The organism is Streptomyces sp. 8N616 (assembly GCF_052246385.1).
Taxonomy (GTDB): domain Bacteria; phylum Actinomycetota; class Actinomycetes; order Streptomycetales; family Streptomycetaceae; genus Streptomyces.
This window is the reverse complement of record NZ_JBQQBY010000016.1, coordinates 161,574-182,214: the sequence shown is the minus strand read 5'-3', so window position 1 is coordinate 182,214 and position 20,641 is coordinate 161,574. Positions and strand designations below refer to the sequence as shown.

Here is a 20,641-nt window from a genome sequence, read left to right as displayed (position 1 = left end):
TGTTACAACAGATCAGGGGGTGGGCGGGCGGGAAACGTGGGCTCCCCACCCGCCCGGCGAGTGCTAGTAGCACTCCTTGACGCCCTTGTGGAGCCTCATGCTGAGCCCGCTCAGTTTGAAGGTTCCGGCGCTGGTGGCCCACGCGGTCTGCTTGACGTCGGTCAGGGTGGCGCTGTCGGCCTCCTGAGCGAAGCCGGCAGGGCTCGCGTGATCGCCCTTCTTGATGCCGGGGCCCTTGGTGCTGGCACCGGCGGCGATACCGATGTTGATGTTCTTGAACGTGGCGTTGGCATCCAACTGCGCCACGTCGATGTACAGGTTCTCGGCCTCGACCGGAGCGTCGCCACCGGCGTTGAGCTGCAGCGTGACCGTGCCGATGAGCGGGATGTCCGGCGTGACGACGGACTGGCACATCTTGTTGATCTTCGCGCTCTTGAACGCGGAGACCGCAACGGGCACGTTCTTCCCGCCGACCTGGGTGTCGTAGGCCCCGTACTGGACGAAGCCCTTACCCTCGAGCCGCTCAGCCGCGACCTTGAACTGCTGGCCGGACACGCTGAACGATGCCGCGAGCGCACCCTGCGAAAGGGCCACACCGATCGCGGCCGTAGCCGCGACGCTGGGCACCATCACAACGGCGAACCGCTTCCATCTGGTCCCGCCACGTGCCAGGGACTCCATGACTTTCCTCCTTCTCGGACGTACATCTCCGGCGGGGTCGGTGGGACGACCCGGCCTGGGATGGGAGAAGTGCTACGTCCTCGGGAAGGAGAGCGCCGTCGTACTCGGGAGACGCGAAAACCACACCCGACACACCGGCGATCACCCCCGAGCGACAACCACTGGCCACGCTCTCGCGCAACCTCTGGACAGGCCCTGCCGGGTGACGGCAGAGACCCCCCTGTCCAAAGTCCGGCGCCACTGCCGCCGGACTGCTCGGTGGGGACCCAGGAACCCCACAGGGCGACTGGTTGCCGGACTGCGGGGGATGGACCGAGCGTGGCCGATCGTGCTGCATCAACCCGGTCGTGCACAAGGGCCGCGTTACTGGCTAGTAACGGACCGATAACCGATCTATGGCCGATGCATCTCGGACGGCCACGGAGGGTCGCCGCCTCAACGTCCGATTACGGAGGAGTAATTGGCACATACGCGGACAAGACTCCGCGCTTCTCTTACTGCAAGTAACAGCGGCCGCGATTACCAAGTTTTGGTAAAGCGCGGCCGCTGTGATCACTGAGCCGCCCGGGGCGACAGTAAGTCAGCCTTCCCCGGGCCGGGGCACGGTGGCGGCATAGCGGCCGTCACCTGCTCTACGCGGACGGGCGCCCCATCCGTCGGTCGCCGGGGAGATTTTTTCCCGGCGGGCCGGGGGCTACTCCTGCGCCGGGCTGACAGCACGCGCGCGAGCGCGCTTCGCGCGGCGGCTGGCTACCCCCGGGGCACCCCCTTCAGGCCCGGTCAACTCGGTCAGAAGAGCACGCGTGCGAGCGCGCTTCGTGCGGCGGGTACGCGCGGGGCACTCCTTCCAGGTCAGTCCGGTCAGCTCGGTCAGAACAGCACGCGCGCGAGTGAACTCCGTGCAGCGGCTACGCGCGGGTCGTCACCGCCGATCACCTCGAACAGCTCCAGGAGCCGGACCCGCGCCCGGTCCCGGTCTTCTCCCGCCGTGCGCTTGACGGTTTCGACGAGGCGCCCGAAGGCGTCCTCGACGTGCCCGCCCACCAGGTCGAGGTCGGCGGCGTCGAGCTGGGCGGCGACGTCGCCCGGGTTGTCGGCCGCGGCCTTGCGCACCGCCTGCGGGTCCAGCTCCTGGACCCGGCGGAGGAGTTCGGCCTGGGCCAGGCCCAGCTTCGCCTCGGGGTTGGCCGGGTCGTCGGCCAGCACGTTCTGGTACGCCTGGATCGCGCCGCCGAGGTCGCCCGAGTCGAGCGCCTGGTGGGCGGCGGCCAGCGCGGTGTCGTACGGGCCCGCGGGCTCTGCCGGACCGGCCTGCGCCTGCGCTTCACCTGCGTCCGTTTCGTCCGACTCACCCGGTTCGACCGGTGCACCGACGATCCCGAAGCGCTGCTCGGCCGCCTGGATCAACTGGTCGAGCACCTGCCGGATCTGCGCCTCCGGGGCGGCACCCTGGAACAGCGGCAGCGCCTGGCCCGCGATCACCGCGAAGACCGCGGGAATGCCCTGCACGCCGAACTGCTGGAAGAGCATCTGGTTACTGTCGACATCGATCTTGGCGAGCACGAACCGGCCGGCGTAGTCGGCCGCGAGGCGTTCCAGCAGCGGGCTCAGCTGTTTGCACGGCTCGCACCACTCGGCCCAGAAGTCGATGACGACGGGCACCTCGGCGGACCGCTGGAGGACGTCCCGCTCGAATCCCGCCTCGTCGACGTCATAGACCAGACGGCCGGGAGCGGCTCCCTGACCGCCGCCCCGGGCCGCTTCGGCCCGCGCCTGCTCCGCCTTCTGCTTGGCTTCCCCGGCGGCCTTCACCGCGGCGAGGTCGACGACTCCGCTCATGGACATGTTCCGTGGCTGCATGAGTACATCCTCCCCCTTCCGCGCAGAGATCGGAAAAGCGCTTGTTCCGCCCCGTGGTCGTCGTGGTCCGCCGCGCTTTGATCGGCGCTGGGTCCCCACCCGTGCGCCAGTGGTCGTCGCGAGGGCTGAACGCCCTTTCGCTACGAGCCGTAGCGTATCTCCTCGCACCCCCGACTGGGCAACCCCCCCTCGGCTTACCCGGGGGTAGGGTCGCCCGCATGTGCACCACCACCAGCCGTACGGGCAGCTCCACGCCTACCGGCCGCCCCCGCAGCGCCGAAGCCGACCGGACCGACCGGGCCGACCGAACGAGCAGCCCCACCGGAACCGGCAGCTCCACCCGAACCGGCCGCCCCCGCAGCGCCGAAGCCGACCGGGCGATCCTCGACGCGACTCGGGCGGCGCTTGTCGAGCTCGGCTGGGGGAAGCTGTCCATGGGCGACGTCGCGGCGCGCGCCGGGGTCGCCAAGACCACGCTCTACCGCCGCTGGGCGAACAAGAACGAGCTCGTCGTGGACGCGGTCGCGGTTCTCTTCGACGAACTGGAACTGCCCGACCTGGGCGGGTTGCAGGCGGACGTCGAGGGCGTGGTGCAGCAGTTCGCGGCGCTGCTGGAGCGGCCGGAGACCAAGACGGCGCTGATGGCGGTCGTCGCCGAATCCACCCGGGACGAGGCCCTGCGCGGGCGGATCCGTGCGGCGATCGTCGACCGTCAGAAGCGGCTGGTCGTGATGGGTCGGCACCGCGCCCAGGCGCGCGGCGAGCTGCCGCCGGACGCCCCCGGTGCGGAGGGCGAGGCGGCGGCGGCCCGCGCCGTGGACCTGATCTTCGACGTGATAGCGGGCGCGGTGGTGCACCGCGCGCTGGTGAGCGGCGAGCCGGTGGACGCGCGGTGGGCGGCGGAGTTCACGGCGGTGCTGCTGGGCGGACTGGGGGCCATCGGTCAGGCGGCTCCGCCGGGCTGAAGCCGCGGGCCGCGGAACGGCCCACTTCGCCGGGCTGGAAACCTGCCGGCTCCGTGTACACCCCCACTCCTCGCGCAGCACGTCACGGACCGGTCCCCGCACGGCCCTCAAAAACCTGCCGGCTCCGTGTAGACCCCCCACTCCTCGCGCAGCGCCTCGCAGATCTCGCCGAGCGTGGCCTCGGCCCGTACGGCGTCCAGCATCGGCTCGATCATGTTGCCGCCGTTGCGGGCGGCGGCGAGCATCCCGTCCAGAGCCCGGCGCACCGTGGCGTCGTCCCGGGCGGCCTTGCGATCGGCCAGTACGCGCACCTGCTCGCGCTCGACCTCGTGGCTGACCCGCAGGATCTCCAGGTCGCCGGTGACCGAGCCGGTGTGGCAGTTGACGCCGACGACCCTCTTGTCGCCCTTCTCCAGCGCCTGCTGATACCGGAAGGCGGACTCGGCGATCTCGCCGGTGAACCAGCCGTCCTCGATGCCGCGCAGGATGCCGGAGGTCATCGGCCCGATCGGGTGCTGACCGTCCGGATGCGCCCGCAGGCCCCGCTCCTTGATCTGGTCGAAGATCCGCTCGGCGTCGGCCTCCATGCGGTCGGTCAGCGCCTCGACGTACCAGGAGCCGCCCAGCGGGTCGGCCACGTTGCCGACGCCGGTCTCCTCCATCAGCACCTGCTGGGTGCGCAGCGCGATCTCGGCGGCCTGCTCGCTCGGCAGCGCGAGGGTCTCGTCGAGGGCGTTGGTGTGGAGGGAGTTGGTGCCGCCCAGCACCGCCGCAAGGGCCTCGACCGCGGTCCGTACGACGTTGTTGTACGGCTGCTGGGCGGTCAGCGAGACACCGGCGGTCTGGGTGTGGAAGCGCAGCCACTGCGCCTTCTCGGACGTCGCGCCGTACACATCACGCATCCACCGGGCCCAGATGCGGCGGGCCGCGCGGAACTTGGCGATCTCCTCGAAGAAGTCGACGTGGGCGTCGAAGAAGAACGAGAGGCCGGGCGCGAAGGTGTTGACGTCGAGCCCGCGGGAGAGGCCCAGCTCGACGTAGCCGAAGCCGTCGGCGAGGGTGTACGCGAGCTCCTGCGCGGCCGTCGCGCCGGCCTCGCGGATGTGGTAACCGGAGACCGAGAGAGGCTTGTACGCGGGGATGGAGCGGGTGCAGTGCTCCATCAGGTCGCCGATCAGGCGCAGATGGGGCTCGGGCTGGAACAGCCACTCCTTCTGCGCGATGTACTCCTTGAAGATGTCGGTCTGCAGCGTGCCGTTGAGGACGGCCGGGTCGGCGCCCTGCCGCTCGGCGGCGACGAGGTACATGCAGAAGACGGGGACCGCTGGCCCGCTGATCGTCATCGAGGTGGTCACATCGCCGAGCGGGATGTCCTTGAACAGGACCTCCATGTCGGCGGCCGAGTCGATGGCGACGCCGCAGTGGCCGACCTCGCCGAGCGAGCGCGGGTCGTCGGAGTCCCGGCCCATCAGGGTGGGCATATCGAAGGCCACGCTGAGCCCGCCACCGCCGTTGGCCAGGATCATCTTGTAGCGCTCGTTCGTCTGCTCGGCGTTGCCGAAGCCCGCGAACTGGCGGATGGTCCAGGTGCGGCCGCGGTAGCCGGTGGCGTAGAGGCCGCGGGTGAAGGGGTACTCGCCGGGCCAGCCGATCCGCTCGAAGCCCGGCACGGAGCCGCCTGGCGGCGGGCCGTAGACGGGCTCGACCGGGTCTCCGGAGAGCGTGCTGAAGTCCGCGTCCCGCGTGCGGGAGGCGTCGTACCGGGCCTGCCAGCGGCGGCGGCCCTCCTCGATGGCGTCGGCGTTCATACCTCCGAATTTACTAGGACGTCCTAGTAACTGTCGACAGGAGAGCGGCCCCGCGCCTCGCGCGGGCGGCTCCCGTCAGGCCTTGACCGGCCCCGCCGCTACCCGGCCGACCAGCGGCGACACCTCCGCAGAGACCCTGCGCTCAGCAGCTTCTGCTACGCCTTGACCGGCCCCGCCGCAACCCCGCCGACCAGCGGCGACACCTCCGCAGAGACCCTGCGCTCAGCAGCTTCTGCTACGCCTTGACCGGCCCCGCCGCAACCCCGCCGACCAGCGGCGACACCTCCGCAGAAACCTTGCGCTCAACGAAGAAGGCAGCGGTCGGAATCGTGCCGGAGAGCAGCACCCAGAGCAGCTTGCCGAAGCTCCACTTCGCCTTGGAGCCCAGGTCGAAGGCGAAGACCAGGTAGACGATGTAGAGCACGCCGTGGATCTGCGAGACCACGAACGTGACGTCGGCGCCCTTGTCGAAGCCGTACTTGAAGATCATGCAGGTGCACAGCACCAGCAGCATCACGGCGGTGACGTAGGCCATCACCCGGTAACGGGTCAGCACGCTCTTCTTCATGGCATACGAGCGTAACCGCAGGTTCCGGGCGATCTTCGCGCGGGCCCGGGGCCCCAACGCTCCTAGTAGGCCGTGCCGCTCCTCGTAGGCCGTGCCGCTCCTCGTAGGCCGTGCCGCTCCTCGTAGGCCGTGCCGCTCCTCGAAGCCCCCTACTGCTCCTCGAAGTCCTCCGCCGCGATCCGCAGCGGCCGCAGCATCGCGAAGATCTCCGCGCACTCCTCGGCGTCGTACACGCCGAGCCCGAAGTCCATCGCCATCAGATCGCGCGTCGCGTCCTCCACGACCTTGCGGCCCTTGTCGGTGATGGAGGCCAGCGTCCCGCGCCCGTCGTTGGGATTCGGCCGCTTGTCGACCAGACCCGACCTCACCAGCCGGTCCACGGTGTTGGTCACGGACGTGGGATGGACCATGAGCCGCTCGCCGATCTTGGACATGGGCAGCTCACCGGCCTTGCTGAAGGTGAGCAGCACCAGCGCCTCGTAGCGCGCGAAGGTCAGACCGTACGGCTTGACGACCGCGTCGACCTTCGCGAGCAGGATCTGGTGGGCGCGCATGATCGAGGTGATCGCGGCCATCGACGGCACGGAACCCCATCGCTGCTTCCAGAGTTCATCGGCGCGGGCGATGGGGTCGAAGGGCAGGCTGAGCGGCTTGGGCACGCCTCCGACCTTAGCGGCCGGTCACATGGCGGTCAGCCCCGTCTCACGCTCCGGATTGCCGGAACGCCGTCCCGGACACCGACCCGGGCACCTCCCGGACACCGGCCCGGACGCCGTCCCGTTCAGCGAAGACACCGTTCCTGGCCAATCAGCCCCCTCACATTCCGCCCTTCTGCCTGCGTAAAGAGAGACATGCCCGGCATATCCACTGGGTAGATGCGCGGCGACGCAATGTTTTCGGGCCGAGCCGACCATCCGGTCCGGAAGGAGGGCCGTCGCGTGCCGTTCCACATCCGCTTCGCGGGCGCGAATCCGCTGCACTGCCGGTTCGCCGTCTCCCCCCTCTGGGAGGTGCGGGAGGCGGTGCGCACTCTCGGGGGCCCGCTGCGGCACAGCTCCCACCTGCCGTGGCTGCGCCGCGTCAGGACCGCCGCGGCCGGGCTCGACCTGCGGCCGCTGTGGCTGCTGCTGCCGGAGCGGGGCCGCACCGCGGACTTCCTGTGCCCGCCGCCCGGCGGCCCCGTCACCGCGATCGACGACGAGCTGGCGTACGTACGGAACACTGACCCCGGGCGGGCGTACGACGACCTGTCCCGGACGCTCGCCGAGACCCCGGGCGCGGCCGGCAGCCCGCGCGGCCGGGCCATGCTCGCCGACCCCGGGCGGGCCGTACGCGAATCGGCGGACCTGCTGGAGCTGGCCTGGAAGGCGCTGATCGCCCCGGACTGGCCCTGGCTACGGGGCCTATTGGAGGCGGACATCGCCTTCCACTCCCAGCACCTCGCGGACGGTGGCCCCGAGCGGCTCTTCCGCGAGCTGCACCCGCGGCTCTCCTGGTCCGGCGGGACACTGACCATCCGAGACGGCTCCGCGGACGGCGACGACGACGGCAAGGGCAACGCCGAGGGCAACGGCAAGGGCAACGCCGAGGGCAACGGCAACGGCAACGACAACGGCGACCGCGAACAGCTCGGCCTCACGGGCGGGAGCGGGCTCGTACTGCTGCCGAGCGTCTTCGTCCGGCCGGACGTGGTGGGCGGATTCGAGCCACCGCCCGCCTCCGGCGGCGGGACTTCTGGGGCGCCGACGGTGGTCTATCCGGCGCGCGGGACCGGCGGCCTGTGGGCCGAGCCCGACGACGGGCCGCACGAGGCTCTGGCGGCGCTGCTCGGCCGGGGCCGCGCCAGCGTCCTCGCCGCGCTCGCCGAGCCCGCGACGACGACCGCGCTCGCCCGGCGCCTCGGCCTCGCCCCGTCCTCCGTATCGGCGCACCTGTCGGCCCTGCGCCGGGCGGGCCTGCTGACCTCGCACCGCCTGGGCCACCAAGTGCTGTACGAGCGCACGCCGCTGGGCATCGCCCTGCAGCACCACCCCGGCGCGGTCAGTCCGCGAGGTGGCGTTCCACGGTCTCGACCTTCGACGTCAGGCCGTCCGTGACGCCGGGCCTGACGTCGGCCTTGAGGACGAGCGATACGCGGGGCGCCCGGGCCTCGACCGCGGCGACGGCGCGCTTCACGACGTCCATGACCTCGTCCCACTCGCCCTCGACCGAGGTGAACATCGCGTCCGTACGGTTCGGCAGCCCGGACTCGCGGACCACGCGCACGGCGTCGGCGACGTACTCCCCCACGTCCTCTCCGACGCCAAGCGGGGTGACCGAGAAGGCGACGATCACGCCTCGGCCGCCGCTTCCTTACGGGCGCGGGCGGCGATGACGCCGTCCTCGGCCTCGCGCTTCAGCTTCCGCTCGGCGAAGAACCCGCCGGTCGGCAGGACCGACAGCACGAAGTAGAGCGCCGCGGTCTTCACGGACCACTTGGTGCGGTTCCAGGCGTCCGCCCAGAAGAGGACATAGAGGATGAAGAGGACGCCGTGGACGGCGCCCATGACCGGGACCGCGTTGAACTCGGTGGTGCGCTTGAGGACCGAGCACACGAGCAGCAGCAGGAAGGACACCGCTTCGGGGGCGGAGACCAGGCGCAGTCGGCGGATGGCGGAGGCCGTCTTGATGTCCACGGGGAGAATCCTCTTCGAGTTTGTGAATGGACGCACAAGCGAGTCCATTGTGACAGCCTTCGGGCCGGTCTCCTTCCCCGGGTGTTCCCGGTTCCCCGGGTATCTCTCGGTCGGACCCCCTCCCCGGTACGGTCAGCGGCGTGGCTCAGTTGCCCATACGCGAGCCGATACACGGCGGCAGCTCCCGGCAGCACCCCTCCCCCGGTACGGTCAGCGGCGTGGCTCAGCTGCCCATACGCGAGCCGATACACGGCGGCAGCCTCCCGGCAGAACCCCTCCCCCGGTACGGTCAGCGGCGTGGCTCAGCTGCCCATACACGAGCCAATACATGGCGGCAGCCTCCCGGCAGCACCCCTCCCCCGGTACGGTCAGCGGCGTGGCTCAGTTTCGACTCCAAGGCAGCAAAGTGCTGGCCGTTGACATGACCGGCGACACCGTGAAGGCCAAGAACGGCTCGATGGTCGCGTACGAAGGCCAGATGGCGTTCAAGAAGTTGTCCGGCGGCGGCGAGGGGCTGCGCGGCATGGTGACCCGCAGGATCACCGGCGAGCAGATGACCGTCATGGAGGTGAAGGGCAAGGGCACCTGCTACTTCGCGGACCGCGCGAGCGAGATCAACCTGGTGGCACTGCACGGCGAGAGGCTGTACGTCGAGGCCAGCAACCTGCTGTGCACCGACGGCGGGCTGCGCACGGGGACGAGTTTCACCGGCCTGCGCGGCACCTCGCAGGGCAACGGCCTGTTCACCACGACTGTCGAGGGTACGGGCCAGGCGGCGATCGTCTCGGACGGGCCGGCCGTCGTGCTCCGCGTGACCTCGCAGTACCCGCTCCAGGTGGACCCGGGTGCGTACATCGCGCACACCGGCAATCTGCGCCAGCACTTCCAGTCCGGAGTCAACTTCCGGACGTTCATAGGGGAGGGCTCGGGCGAGGCCTTCCAGATCCGCTTCGAGGGCGAGGGCCTGGTGTACGTACAGCCGAGCGAGCGCAACACCATCGGCGGTGATGCGTGATGCCTTTCCGGGAGATCAACTCCAGGATGGTCGAGGCGCAGATCGAGCCCGGCCGGCGGATGTTCAGCCAGCGCGGCGCGATGCTCGCGTACAAGGGCGAGGTGACCTTCACGCCCAACGTCCAGGGCGGACAGGGCGGTCTGACCTCGATGATCGGCCGGCGGATCGCGGGCGAAGCCGCACCGCTGATGAGCGTGGAGGGCAGCGGCACGGTGATGTTCGGCCACGGCGGCCACCACATCCAGGTGATCAACCTCTCGGGCGACACGCTCTACGTGGAGGCCGACCGCCTTCTCGCCTTCGACGGCACTCTCCAGCAGGGCACCATGTTCATGGGCTCGCAGGGGGGCGTGATGGGGATGGTGCGCGGACAGGTCACCGGCCAGGGGCTGTTCACGACCACCCTCAAGGGCCACGGCGCGGTCGCCGTGATGGCTCACGGCGGGGTCATCGAGCTGCCGATCACGCCGCAGCAGCCGGTGCACGTCGACCCGCAGGCGTACGTGGCGCACCACGGGGACGTACGCAACAAGCTGTCCACCGCGCTCGGCTGGCGCGACATGGTGGGCCGCGGCTCCGGCGAGGCCTTCCAGCTCGAACTGTCGGGAAGCGGCACGGTGTTCGTGCAGGCATCCGAGGAGAAGCTGTGAGTGCCCATCCGGCGGAAGGGCCCGCCGTGTTCGACCCGCGCACGCTGCCGGTCGCGGTATTCGTCCAAGCCTCGGAGGAGAAGCTGTGAGTGGTCCCGTGGTCCACGACCCACACACATTGCCGGCGGACGACAACGTCAATGGCTACACCTTCTGCGTCGACCTGAACGGCCAGTGGTTCCTGCAGAAGGGCAAGATGATCGCCTACTACGGGGGGATCGACTTCCACGGCATAGGGCACGGCCGCCTCGACCGCCTGGTCGCGGGCAGCTTCCACTCGCCCCTGCACGCCGCGGACTGGGTGGTGGCCGAGGGCCAGGGCAAGATGCTGCTCGCCGACCGGGCCTTCGACGTCAACTCCTACGACCTGGAGGACGGGAACCTCACCATAAGGTCCGGCAATCTGCTGGCCTTCCAGCCGGGGCTGGCCCTGAAGCAGTCGATCATCCCGGGCTTCCTCACCCTCATCGGCACGGGCAAGTTCGTGGCCGCGTCCAACGGCCCGGTCGTCTTCGTCGATCCGCCCATCCGCGTCGATCCCCAGGCCTTGGTCGGCTGGGCCGACTGCCCCTCGCCCTGCCACCACTACGACCACCAGTACCTGCGGGGGGTGCTCGGCAACCTGCGGGCGCTGACGGGCGTCGGCGGGGCGTCGGGCGAGGAGCACCAGTTCGAGTTCGTGGGCGCCGGGCAGGTGCTGCTGCAGTCCACGGAACAGCTGATGGCGGAGCGGGAGGCCGGGGCCATACCGCATCAGGACGGGGTGCCCGGCGGCGGTCACGGCGGTCACGGCGGCCAGCCCGGACAACCGCAGCTCCCACAGCTCCCCGGCTCCCTTGGGGGTCTCCAGCGCCGCTTCGGGCTGTGAGCGGTAGTCTGCGGAGTGTAACGTCGAACGCGTGCACACCCACGCGTGCGTCTCGGGGGGACGGACGACGTTGCCTGACCAGCCAATAGTCCGTAATTCAACTTTCCAAGGTAGAATCAATCTATGGAGACCGAGACGGATGCCCGCTGGCTCACCGACCAGGAGCAGCGGGCCTGGCGTACCCACCTCGACGTCAACAAGCTGTTGATGCACCAGCTCGAAAAGGATCTTCAGCCGTTCGGACTGACCAACAACGACTACGAGATCCTGGTGAACCTCTCCGAGTCACCAGAGCAGCGGATGCGCATGAGCGACCTCGCAGCCGCGACGCTCCAGTCCAAGAGCAGACTCTCCCACCAGATCACGCGCATGGAGAACGCGGGTCTGGTCCGCCGCGAGCACTGCGAGTCGGACCGGCGCGGCCTGTATGCCGTGCTCACCGACCTGGGCTCCGAGACGATGCAGAAGGTCGCTCCGCACCATGTCGAGTCGGTGCGGAGGCACTTCATCGATCTGCTGCCACCCGGGGAACTCGAGGCCCTTCGCGAGTACCTCACTCCGGTCGCCGAGCATCTCCGTTCGCACCGGGGCCGCTGCTAGGGGGTGAATCCCGGGCCTGAGGCCCGGAGGCCGGGAGGCGCAGTGCGAACAGCGCGCCGCCCGTCCACGAGTCGCGTACGACGGTGTCCCGCTGTGCCGCTCGGCCACGTCAAGGGCGATGGCGAGGCCGAGACCGGCGCCCCCGTCGTCACGGCTGCGGACATCGTCCAGGCGCACGAACCGCTCGAAGATCCGCTCACGCTCGGCCGCGGGCACGCCCGCTCCGTCGTCGGCCACCTCCAGCACCGCCCAACCGCCCTCGGCCCGCAGCGTGACGCGGACTTCGGCGGCGGCGTGCCGCTGGGCATTGTCCAGCGGATTCCCGAGCACCGCGCCAACTGGCCGCGCGAACCGGCTATTTCCAGCCCCCTCGGCCCCTCCCCCGCATCCAGCCGGGCGAGCAGCAGCAGGTCGGCGGCGAGCTGCTGGAGCCGTACGGCGGCCTCGACGGCGCCGCCTGCATCCAGCAACTCCGGGTGGGCGATCCCCACTTCGAGCTGGGTGCGCAGGCTCGCGATCGGGCTGCGCAGCTCGTGCGAGGCGTCGGTCGGCGAACCGCCGCTGCCGTTCCACCGACGCCTCGAGCGCCGCCGGTCGCGACCTCACGGGCCGTCACCTCAGCCTGCAGATCGGCCTGTTCGGTCAGGTTCGTATGGAGCACCAGCAGGACGGTGATGCCCGCGGCGACCAGCGCGACCGCCTAGGCGCGGGCGGGGCGGCCACCCAGCCCTGCGAACGGCGGGCGGTACGGCCAGCACCGTCGCGGACCACCACACGCGACGCGACCGACCGCTCAGCCGCACGCGCCCCAGCCACCCAGCCTGCGAACGCCCGCTCAGCCGCCGTTGGTCAGGCCCTCGACCAGTTCGTCCGCGGCAGCGTACGGGTCCAGTTCACCCGCCACGATCCTCTCAGCGAGAGCGCCCAGGCGCCGGTCGCCGTGCAGGTCTGCGATCCGCTCCCGCAGCCGGGTGACGGCGATCGACTCGACCTCACCGGCCGCCCGCCGTCTCCGCCTGTCCGCGAGGACCCCCCGTTCCTCCATCCACGCCCGGTGCTTCTCCAGCGCCTCGACGACCTCGTCGATGCCCTCGCCCCTGGCCGCGACGGTCTTCACGATCCGGGGCCGCCAGTCCCCCGGCGCCCGCGACTCCCCGAGCCCCAGCATGTGGTTCAGCTCGCGCGCAGTGGCATCCGCGCCGTCCCGGTCGGCCTTGTTGACGACGTACACGTCACCGATCTCGAGGATCCCGGCCTTCGCCGCCTGGATCCCGTCCCCCATGCCGGGCGCCAGCAACACCACGCTCGTATCGGCCTGGGAGGCTATCTCGACCTCCGACTGGCCGACCCCCACCGTCTCGACGAGGATCACGTCGCACCCCGCCGCGTCCAGCACCCGGATCGCCTGCGGCGCGGCCCACGCAAGACCGCCCAGGTGGCCGCGTGTGGCCATGGACCGGATGTAGACCCCCGGATCGGAGGCGTGCTCGCTCATCCGCACCCGGTCGCCGAGCAGCGCCCCACCGGAGAAGGGCGAGGACGGATCGACGGCGAGGACGCCGACCCGCTTGCCGGTCTTCCGGTACGCGGTCACCAGCGCCGACGTCGATGTCGACTTGCCGACACCCGGCGACCCGGTGAGCCCCACCACGTAGGCCCCGCCGGTCAGCGGAGCCAGTGCGGCCATCACCTCGCGGAGCTGCGGCGACGCCCCCTCCACCAGTGAGATCAGCCGGGCCACGGCACGCGGCCGCCCCTGCCTCGCCTGCTCCACCAGGGTGGGGACGTCAGCCATGAGTGCTCTGCTCCTCGCGCTCGTACGGGTTGCCTGGCGGGTGCCCGCTCCCGCCTTACCCCCGCCTCGCCTTACTTCTTACTTCCCGTTACTTCCCGCCGTTCTGCGGCACCCGGATGATCAGCGCGTCGCCCTGCCCGCCGCCACCGCACAGCGCGGCCGCGCCGAGACCGCCACCGCGCCGCTTCAGCTCCAGCGCCAGGTGCAGCACGATCCGTGCGCCCGACATCCCGATGGGGTGGCCGAGGGCGATCGCGCCACCGTTGACGTTCACCTTTTCGGGGGAAACCCCGAGGTCCTTCATTGACTGCACCGCCACGGCGGCGAACGCCTCGTTGATCTCGATCAGATCGAGATCCTCAACGCGCAGCCCGTCCTTGCCCAGCGCATGCGCAATCGCGTTGCTCGGCTGCGACTGGAGCGAGTTGTCCGGGCCCGCGACATTGCCGTGCGCCCCGATCTCGGCGATCCACTCCAGGCCCAGCTCCTCGGCCTTCGCCTTGCTCATGACCACGACGGCGGCCGCGCCGTCCGAGATCTGCGACGAGGTACCGGCCGTGATGGTGCCGTCCTTGGCGAAGGCCGGGCGCAGCTTGGCGAGCGACTCGACCGTCGTCTCCGCGCGGATTCCCTCGTCCTTCGAGAAGATCACCGGGTCGCCCTTGCGCTGCGGGATCTCGACCGGCGTGATCTCGGCCTCGAACACCCCGTTCTTCTGGGCGGCCGCGGCCCGCTGGTGCGAGAGCGCCGCGATCTCGTCCTGCGCCTCCCGCCCGATCCCCAGCCGGGTGTTGTGCTTCTCGGTCGACTCGCCCATGGCGACGTTCTCGAAGGAGTCGGTGAGACCGTCGTACGCCATGGCGTCGATCATCTCCACCGCGCCGTACTTGAAGCCCTCGCGGGACTTCGGCAGCAGGTGCGGGGCGTTGGTCATCGATTCCTGGCCGCCCGCGACGATCACGTCGAACTCGCCCGCGCGGATCAGCTGGTCGGCCAGCGCGATGGCGTCGAGCCCGGACAGACACACCTTGTTGACCGTGAGGGCGGGCACGCTCATGGGGATGCCGGCCTTCACGGCGGCCTGGCGGGCCGGAATCTGCCCGGCGCCGGCCTGGAGCACCTGGCCCATGATCACGTACTGCACCTGGTCGCCGCCGATGCCGGCCCGGTCCAGCGCGGCCTTGATGGCGGCGCCTCCGAGGTCGGCCCCGGAAAAGGTCCGCAGGGACCCGAGCAGGCGCCCCATGGGCGTACGGGCTCCTGCGACGATCACGGAGGTGTTGCCGGTCGAACCAGTCATGGAGCGGCCCCTTCATGTGAAGGATGTGAACGAGGGTTTACCTCAATGTACTGAGCGGTACGTGCCGGGTCATCGGCCAGAAGGTGTGATCGCGCGCACGTTGCGTAACGGGCCGTGTGAGCGGTGCACTGGACCCATGCTGACGCGTATCGACCACATCGGGATCGCCTGTTTCGACCTCGACAAGACCGTCGAGTTCTACCGTGCCACGTACGGCTTCGAGGTGTTCCACACCGAGGTCAACGAGGAGCAAGGGGTCCGTGAGGCCATGCTCAAGATCAACGAGACCTCGGACGGCGGTGCCTCCTACCTCCAGCTCCTGGAGCCCACGCGCGAGGACTCCGCCGTCGGGAAGTGGCTGGCCAAGAACGGTGAAGGCGTGCACCACATCGCCTTCGGCACCGCGGACGTGGACGGCGACGCCGCCGCCATCCGGGACAAGGGCGTGCGCGTGCTCTACGACGAGCCGCGCAGGGGCTCCATGGGCTCGCGCATCACGTTCCTGCACCCCAAGGACTGCCACGGCGTGCTGACCGAGCTCGTGACGGCAGCTCCTCCGGCCTCGGACGAGCACTGACCACACGTCCCTGGCCGGTGAATCCGGTAGAGCGGAGCTGCTCCGCTGGGTGACAGGTCGGTGCACCAAGGCCGGTCCGACGCTTCGGTGCACCACCGCGGCCCCCGACGGGTGGCTGGGTGACAGGTCGGTGCGCCACGGCCGGTCCAATGGGCTGGGGCGCCACCGCCGGTCCGGCGGGTGGCTGGGTGACGGGTCGCTGCGCCAAGGCGGCTTCGACGGCCACGAACGAGCACTGACCTCCACGTCGCCCGGCCGGTAGAGTTACCCCTCGGCCGGGTGCGGGTTGGGGGCTGTGACCCATGCCTCGCCGATGATCTGACACCATTCTCCGATAGGCACGTATCCAGACAGACACGTATCGGAGAAGGACAGCGCAGATCGGAGACCGGACCGGCAGCTGTACGGGCAGGAGAGGCGCCGGTGTCGACGCGACCAGGGGACGGATGGGACCGCGGAGTGCGGGGCTACGACCGCTACGAGGCTGACGATCACCTCTCGAAGTTCGAAGCCGAGATGGAGCGGCTGCGAACTGAGCGCGAGAAGGCGGTCCAGCACGCCGACGACCTCGGCTACCAGGTCGAGGTGCTGCGCGCCAAGCTCCACGAGGCGCGTCGTAACCTCGCGTCCCGCCCTGCCTACGACGCCGCAGGACTCGGCTACCAGGCCGAGCAGCTGCTCCGTAACGCCCAGATCCAGGCCGACCAGCTGCGCGCCGACGCCGAGCGCGAGCTGCGCGAGGCCCGCGCCCAGACCCAGCGGCTGCTCCAGGAGCAGGCCGAGCGGCAGGCCCGGCTCGAGGCCGAGCTGCACGCCGAGGCGGTCGACCGGCGCCGGCGCCTGGACGAGGAGCTGGCCGAGCGCCGCGCCACCGTCGAGTCGCACGTCAACGAGAACGTCGCCTGGGCCGAGCAGCTGCGTGCCCGCACCGAGGCCCAGGCCCGCCGGCTCATGGAGGAGTCCAGGGCCGAGACCGAGCAGTCGCTGGCCAACGCCCGCGCCGAGGCCCACCGCCTCGCCGAGCAGGCCCGCGAGCGGCTCGTCTCCGAGACCGAGGCGGCCCGCGCCGAGGCCGAGGCGATCCTGCGCCGGGCCAGGACGGACGCCGAGCGGCTGCTGACCGCGGCCGGCGCGCAGGCCCAGGAGGCCACCGACCACGCCGAGCAGCTGCGCAGCTCCACGGCCACCGAGTCCGACAGCGCCCGCCGCCAGGCCATCGAGCTGACCCGGACCGCCGAGCAGCGGATCAAGGAGGCCGACGAGGCGCTGCGCGTCGCGCGCGCCGAGGCCGACCGGTTGCGCGACGAGGCGGAGGCCGCCGCCGCGAAGCGGCTGAGCAGCGCCGAGTCCGAGAACGAGCAGCGCACCCGTACGGCCAAGGCCCAGGTCGCCCGGTTGGTCACCGAGGCCACCAAGGAGACCGAGGCCCTCAAGGCCGAGGCCGAGCAGCTGCGGGCCGACGCCCGCGCCGAGGCCGAGCGGCTGATCGCCGAGGCCGAGGAGACCGCCCGCTCCAGGGCCGCGGAGGACTCCGCCGCTCAGCTCGCCAAGGCCGCCCGCAGCGCCGAGGAGGTGCTGAAGAAGGCGTCGGAGGACGCCAAGGCGACCACCAAGGCGGCGAGCGAGGAGGCCGAGCGGATCCGCCGCGAGGCCGAGGCCGAGGCGGACCGGCTGCGCGCCGAGGCGCACGACTCGGCCGAGCAGCTCAAGGGTGCGGCCAAGGACGACACCAAGGAGTACCGCGCCAAGACCGTCGAGCTGCAGGAGGAGGCGCGCCGGCTGCGCGGCGAGGCCGAGCAGCTGCGGGCCGAGGCGGTCGCCGAGGGCGAGCGGATCCGCGGCGAGGCCCGGCGCGAGGCGGTCCAGCAGATCGAGGAGGCGGCCAACTCCGCGGAGGAGTTGCTGGCCAGGTCCAAGGCCGATGCGGAGGAGCTGCGGAACTCCGCCACCGCCGAGAGCGAGCGGGTGCGCACCGAGGCCATCGAGCGCGCCTCGACGCTGCGCAGGCAGGCCGACGAGGCGCTGGAGCGGGCCCGTACGGAGGCCGAGGAGCTGCGGGCCGAGGCCACGGAGCAGACCCGGCAGCTCTCGGAGGCGGCGGCCGAGGAGGCCCGGCAGCTGCGCGAGGAGGCCGAGCAGGCGGCCCGCGACCGGCGCGCCGAGGCCGCGGACGAGCTGGCCCGGCTGCACTCGGAGGCGGAGACCCGGGTCACCGCGGCCGAGGAGGCGCTGCGCGAGGCCCGTACGGAGGCCGAGCGGCTGCGCCGGGAGGCCGCCGAGGAGACCGAGCGGCTGCGCACCGAGGCCGCCGAGCGGCTGCGCACGCTTCAGCAGCAGGCCGAGGCGGAGGCCGACCGGCTGCGCAACGAGGCCGCCGCGGACGCCTCGAACGCCCGCGCCGAGGGCGAGGCCGTCGCCGTACGGCTGCGTGGCGAGGCGGCCGCCGAGGCCGAGGAGCTGCGGGCGCAGGCGCAGGAGACGGCGGACCGGGTACGGGCCGAGGCCGCGGCCGCCGCGGAACGCACCGGCGCCGAGGCCGCCGAGGCGCTGGCCGCCGCCCAGGAGGAGGCGTCCCGCCGCCGCCGGGAGGCCGAGCAACTGCTGGGCGACGCCCGTGAGGAGGCCCATCAGGAGCGGGCCCAGGCGCGCGAGCAGAGCGAGGAGCTGCTCGCCTCCGCCCGCCAGCGGGTCGAGGAGGCGCAGACCGAGGCGCAGCGCCTGGTCGAGGAGGCGGAGCGCAGGTCGGCCGAAATGGTCGCCGCAGCCGAGCAGACGGCACAGGCGGTACGGGACTCGGTCGCCGGGCTGCACGAGCAGGCCGAGGAGGAGATCGCGGGGCTGCGTTCCGCCGCCGAGCACGCGGCGGAGCGGACCCGCGCAGAGGCCCAGGAGGAGGCCGACCGGGTCCGCGCCGACGCGTACGCGGAGCGGGAGCGCGCCTCGGCCGACGCGACCCGGGTCCGGCGCGAGGCGCAGGAGGAGTCCGAGGCCGCCAAGTCGCTTGCCGAGCGCACGGTTTCCGAGGCCATCGAGGAGGCCGACCGGCTGCTGGCGTCGGCCCGCGCGGATGCGGGCCGCAAGCGGGCGGACGCCGCAGGGCAGGCCGACCGGCTCATCACCGAGGCGACGTCCGAGGCCGAGCGGCTGCGCTCCGAGGCGGCGGCCACGACGGCCTCCGCTCAGGAGCACGCGGCCCACACCCGCGCCGAGGCCGAGCAGATCAGGCGCGACGCCGAGGCCGAGGCCGAACGGCTGCGCAGGGAGGCGCAGGAGGAGTCGGACCGCACGCTGGACGAGGCCCGCGAGGCAGCGGCCAAGCGCCTGGCCGGAGCCGCAGAGCAGGCCGACCAGCTCGTCGCCAAGGCCCAGGAGGAGGCCGTACGCGCGGCGACCGCCGCCGAGGAGCAGGCCGACACCATGGTCGGCGCCGCCCGCAAGGAGGCCGACCGGATCGTCACCGAGGCGACGAACGAGGGCAACGGACTTGTGGAGCGGGCCCGCACGGACGCGGACACGCTGCTCGGCGAGGCCCGCAGGGACGCCACCGCGATCCGGGAGCGGGGCGAGGAGCTGCGCGCCCGCGTCGAGGGCGAGGTGGAGGAGCTCCATGACCGCGCCCGCCGCGAGACCTCCGAGGCGATGAAGTCCGCGGGCGAGCGGGTGGACAAGCTGGTGAAGGCGGCGCGCGAACAGCTCGCGGACGCCGAGGAGAAGGCCAAGACCCTCGTCTCGGATGCCGGCAGCGAGGCGAGCAAGGTGCGGATCGCCGCGGTGCGGAAGGCCGAGGGCCTGCTCAAGGAGGCGGAGCAGAAGAAGGCCGAGACGCTGCGGGAGGCCGAGCGCCTCCGTGCCGAGGCCGCGGAGGACGCCAAGCGTACGGTCGACGAGGGCAAGCGCGAGCTGGAGATCCTGGTGCGCCGCCGCGAGGACATCCAGGCCGAAATCTCCCGTGTCCAGGACGTTCTGGAGGCTCTGGAGTCATTCGAGGCACCGGGCTCGGGCAAGTCCGGGCCCAACGGCGGCTCAACCCCGGGCGGCGTCAAGGCGGCGGCCGGTGCGGGCGCCACCCGATCGAGTGGCAAGCCGTCAGAGGGCTAAGCCACCCAAAAGTGGGTTCATTCTCCAGATCAAAGCCGCATTGACTCGATGACACGCCGTCGCGGCCCCTAGGATTCCCCCTATCACCTCACCGGTCTCTTTCGACAGGAACCCCATGAGCGACACTTCCTCCCCCTTCGGCTTCGAGCTCGTGCGGCGTGGATACGACCGCGGGCAGGTGGACGACCGCATCACCAAGCTCGTCGCCGACCGTGACAGTGCACTGGCTCGTATCACCTCTCTGGAAAAGCGCATCGAGGAGCTCCATCTCGAAACGCAGAACGCCCAGGCTCAGGTCAACGACGCCGAGCCGTCCTACGCCGGGCTCGGCGCGCGCGTGGAGAAGATCCTCCGGCTCGCCGAGGAGGAGGCCAAGGACCTGCGCGAGGAGGCCCGCAGGGCCGCCGAGCAGCACCGCGAACTGGCCGAGGGCGCGGCGCAGCAAGTTCGTAACGATGCAGAATCGTTCGCGGCCGAGCGCAAGGCGAAGGCCGAGGACGAGGGCGCCCGGATCGTCGAGAAGGCGAAGGGCGACGCCGCGGCGCTGCGCGCCGACGCGCAGAAGGACGCGCAGTCCAAGCGCGAGGAGGCGGACACCCTCTTCGAGGAGACCCGCGCCAAGGCCGCCCAGGCCGCCGCCGACTTCGAGACGAACCTCGCCAAGCGCCGCGAGCAGTCCGAGCGCGACCTGGCCTCCCGTCAGGCCAAGGCGGAGAAGCGCCTCGCGGAGATCGAGCACCGCGCCGAGCAGCTCCGCCTGGAGGCGGAGAAGCTGCGTACGGACGCGGAGCGCCGGGCCCGCCAGACGGTGGAGACCGCGCAGCGCCAGGCCGAGGACATCGTCGCCGACGCCAACGCCAAGGCCGACCGGATCCGCAGCGAGTCCGAGCGCGAGCTGGCGGCGCTCACCAACCGCCGCGACAGCATCAACGCCCAGCTGACGAACGTCCGCGAGATGCTCGCCACGCTGACGGGCGCGGCGGTGGCCGCGGCCGGCACGCCGGAGGAGGAGCCCGTCACCCGGGGCGTCCCGGCCCAGCAGACGCGGTAACCGGGTCCGTCCCCCTACGCCCCGCAGCCCGCGCCCCGCGCCAGGCCTCCACTCACATGCGATGGGTGCCCTCTCACACCGAGGGGGCGCCCATCGCGTCCATGGAAGGTGCCGCAGCGCGCGGCTCTGA

Annotated in this window: 18 protein-coding genes and 1 pseudogene; 9 read left to right on the top strand and 10 right to left on the bottom strand. The window is 71.3% G+C overall.

Annotated features, from left to right (window positions below):
* Positions 1 to 63: 63 nt before the first annotated feature.
* A complete protein-coding gene (locus tag ACTWQC_RS17230; protein ID WP_443316573.1) occupies positions 64 to 681 on the bottom strand; it encodes a DUF6230 family protein in 618 nt (205 codons plus the stop codon).
* 870 nt (positions 682 to 1,551) lie between these two features.
* Positions 1,552 to 2,541: a tetratricopeptide repeat protein gene (locus ACTWQC_RS17225; protein ID WP_443316572.1), complete on the bottom strand. Its 990-nt coding sequence runs from the start codon at positions 2,539 to 2,541 to the stop codon at positions 1,552 to 1,554.
* Between the two features lie 218 nt (positions 2,542 to 2,759).
* On the opposite strand from ACTWQC_RS17225, the gene ACTWQC_RS17220 reads away from it, so the two are divergent.
* Positions 2,760 to 3,506 (top strand): TetR/AcrR family transcriptional regulator, encoded by a 747-nt coding sequence (locus ACTWQC_RS17220; RefSeq protein WP_443316571.1) that lies wholly within the window; start codon positions 2,760 to 2,762, stop codon positions 3,504 to 3,506.
* Positions 3,507 to 3,613: 107 nt separating this feature from the next.
* Here ACTWQC_RS17220 and ACTWQC_RS17215 read toward each other — a convergent pair whose 3' ends face one another.
* From ACTWQC_RS17215 to ACTWQC_RS17205, 3 genes are all read right to left on the bottom strand, one after another.
* A complete protein-coding gene (locus ACTWQC_RS17215) occupies positions 3,614 to 5,314 on the bottom strand; it encodes an acyl-CoA mutase large subunit family protein (RefSeq protein WP_443316570.1) in 1,701 nt (566 codons plus the stop codon).
* Between the two features lie 235 nt (positions 5,315 to 5,549).
* The gene (locus ACTWQC_RS17210; protein WP_443316569.1) at positions 5,550 to 5,882 is read right to left on the bottom strand and encodes a DUF3817 domain-containing protein; all 333 of its coding nucleotides are present in this window, start codon (positions 5,880 to 5,882) and stop codon (positions 5,550 to 5,552) included.
* A 149-nt stretch (positions 5,883 to 6,031) separates the two neighbouring features.
* Entirely contained in the window at positions 6,032 to 6,541 is a 510-nt protein-coding gene (locus tag ACTWQC_RS17205; protein WP_443316568.1) for a MarR family winged helix-turn-helix transcriptional regulator, read from the bottom strand.
* Between the two features lie 279 nt (positions 6,542 to 6,820).
* On the opposite strand from ACTWQC_RS17205, the gene ACTWQC_RS17200 reads away from it, so the two are divergent.
* Positions 6,821 to 7,978, top strand: a complete 1,158-nt coding sequence (locus ACTWQC_RS17200; RefSeq protein WP_443316567.1) for an ArsR/SmtB family transcription factor — start codon at positions 6,821 to 6,823, stop codon at positions 7,976 to 7,978.
* On the opposite strand, the gene ACTWQC_RS17195 is transcribed toward ACTWQC_RS17200, so the two are convergent.
* Both ACTWQC_RS17195 and ACTWQC_RS17190 read right to left on the bottom strand, forming a co-directional pair.
* Positions 7,923 to 8,216, bottom strand: a complete 294-nt coding sequence (locus tag ACTWQC_RS17195; protein ID WP_443316566.1) for an MTH1187 family thiamine-binding protein — start codon at positions 8,214 to 8,216, stop codon at positions 7,923 to 7,925. The genes ACTWQC_RS17200 and ACTWQC_RS17195 overlap by 56 nt on opposite strands.
* Positions 8,213 to 8,557, bottom strand: a complete 345-nt coding sequence (locus tag ACTWQC_RS17190; RefSeq protein ID WP_443316565.1) for a DUF3817 domain-containing protein — start codon at positions 8,555 to 8,557, stop codon at positions 8,213 to 8,215. Before ACTWQC_RS17190 ends, ACTWQC_RS17195 begins: the two co-directional genes overlap by 4 nt.
* A 376-nt stretch (positions 8,558 to 8,933) precedes the next feature.
* On the opposite strand from ACTWQC_RS17190, the gene ACTWQC_RS17185 reads away from it, so the two are divergent.
* The 4 genes from ACTWQC_RS17185 (at position 8,934) to ACTWQC_RS17170 (ending at position 11,690) form a co-directional block, all read left to right on the top strand.
* Positions 8,934 to 9,572, top strand: coding sequence for an AIM24 family protein (locus ACTWQC_RS17185; protein WP_443316564.1), 639 nt, complete (start codon positions 8,934 to 8,936; stop codon positions 9,570 to 9,572).
* Positions 9,572 to 10,222, top strand: coding sequence for an AIM24 family protein (locus ACTWQC_RS17180; protein ID WP_443316563.1), 651 nt, complete (start codon positions 9,572 to 9,574; stop codon positions 10,220 to 10,222). The genes ACTWQC_RS17185 and ACTWQC_RS17180 overlap by 1 nt, the downstream gene beginning before the upstream one ends.
* Before the next feature lie 85 nt (positions 10,223 to 10,307).
* Positions 10,308 to 11,090, top strand: a complete 783-nt coding sequence (locus tag ACTWQC_RS17175; protein ID WP_443316562.1) for an AIM24 family protein — start codon at positions 10,308 to 10,310, stop codon at positions 11,088 to 11,090.
* A 123-nt stretch (positions 11,091 to 11,213) separates the two neighbouring features.
* Complete coding sequence (locus ACTWQC_RS17170) at positions 11,214 to 11,690, top strand: MarR family winged helix-turn-helix transcriptional regulator (protein ID WP_443316561.1); 477 nt, start codon at positions 11,214 to 11,216, stop codon at positions 11,688 to 11,690.
* Here ACTWQC_RS17170 and ACTWQC_RS17165 read toward each other — a convergent pair.
* The 3 genes and pseudogenes from ACTWQC_RS17165 to ACTWQC_RS17155 all read right to left on the bottom strand — a co-directional run.
* Positions 11,644 to 12,281: pseudogene (locus tag ACTWQC_RS17165) on the bottom strand (sensor histidine kinase); the annotation flags it as partial. The gene ACTWQC_RS17170 and the pseudogene ACTWQC_RS17165 overlap by 47 nt on opposite strands.
* A gap of 244 nt (positions 12,282 to 12,525) precedes the next feature.
* The gene (gene meaB, locus ACTWQC_RS17160; protein ID WP_443316560.1) at positions 12,526 to 13,485 is read right to left on the bottom strand and encodes a methylmalonyl Co-A mutase-associated GTPase MeaB; all 960 of its coding nucleotides are present in this window, start codon (positions 13,483 to 13,485) and stop codon (positions 12,526 to 12,528) included.
* 88 nt (positions 13,486 to 13,573) lie between these two features.
* Positions 13,574 to 14,785 carry an acetyl-CoA C-acetyltransferase gene (locus ACTWQC_RS17155; protein ID WP_443316559.1) on the bottom strand — a complete coding sequence of 404 codons (1,212 nt, stop codon included), beginning with the start codon at positions 14,783 to 14,785 and terminating at the stop codon, positions 13,574 to 13,576.
* Positions 14,786 to 14,921: 136 nt separating this feature from the next.
* Between ACTWQC_RS17155 and mce the strand changes: the two genes are divergently transcribed.
* The 3 genes from mce (at position 14,922) to ACTWQC_RS17140 (ending at position 20,511) form a co-directional block, all read left to right on the top strand.
* On the top strand, positions 14,922 to 15,362 hold the full coding sequence (gene mce / locus ACTWQC_RS17150) for a methylmalonyl-CoA epimerase (RefSeq protein ID WP_443316558.1): 441 nt from the start codon (positions 14,922 to 14,924) through the stop codon (positions 15,360 to 15,362).
* A gap of 459 nt (positions 15,363 to 15,821) precedes the next feature.
* Complete coding sequence (scy, locus tag ACTWQC_RS17145; RefSeq protein WP_443316581.1) at positions 15,822 to 19,460, top strand: polarized growth protein Scy; 3,639 nt, start codon at positions 15,822 to 15,824, stop codon at positions 19,458 to 19,460.
* A 115-nt stretch (positions 19,461 to 19,575) separates the two neighbouring features.
* Positions 19,576 to 20,511, top strand: coding sequence for a cellulose-binding protein (locus ACTWQC_RS17140; RefSeq protein WP_443316557.1), 936 nt, complete (start codon positions 19,576 to 19,578; stop codon positions 20,509 to 20,511).
* Positions 20,512 to 20,641: the final 130 nt, after the last annotated feature.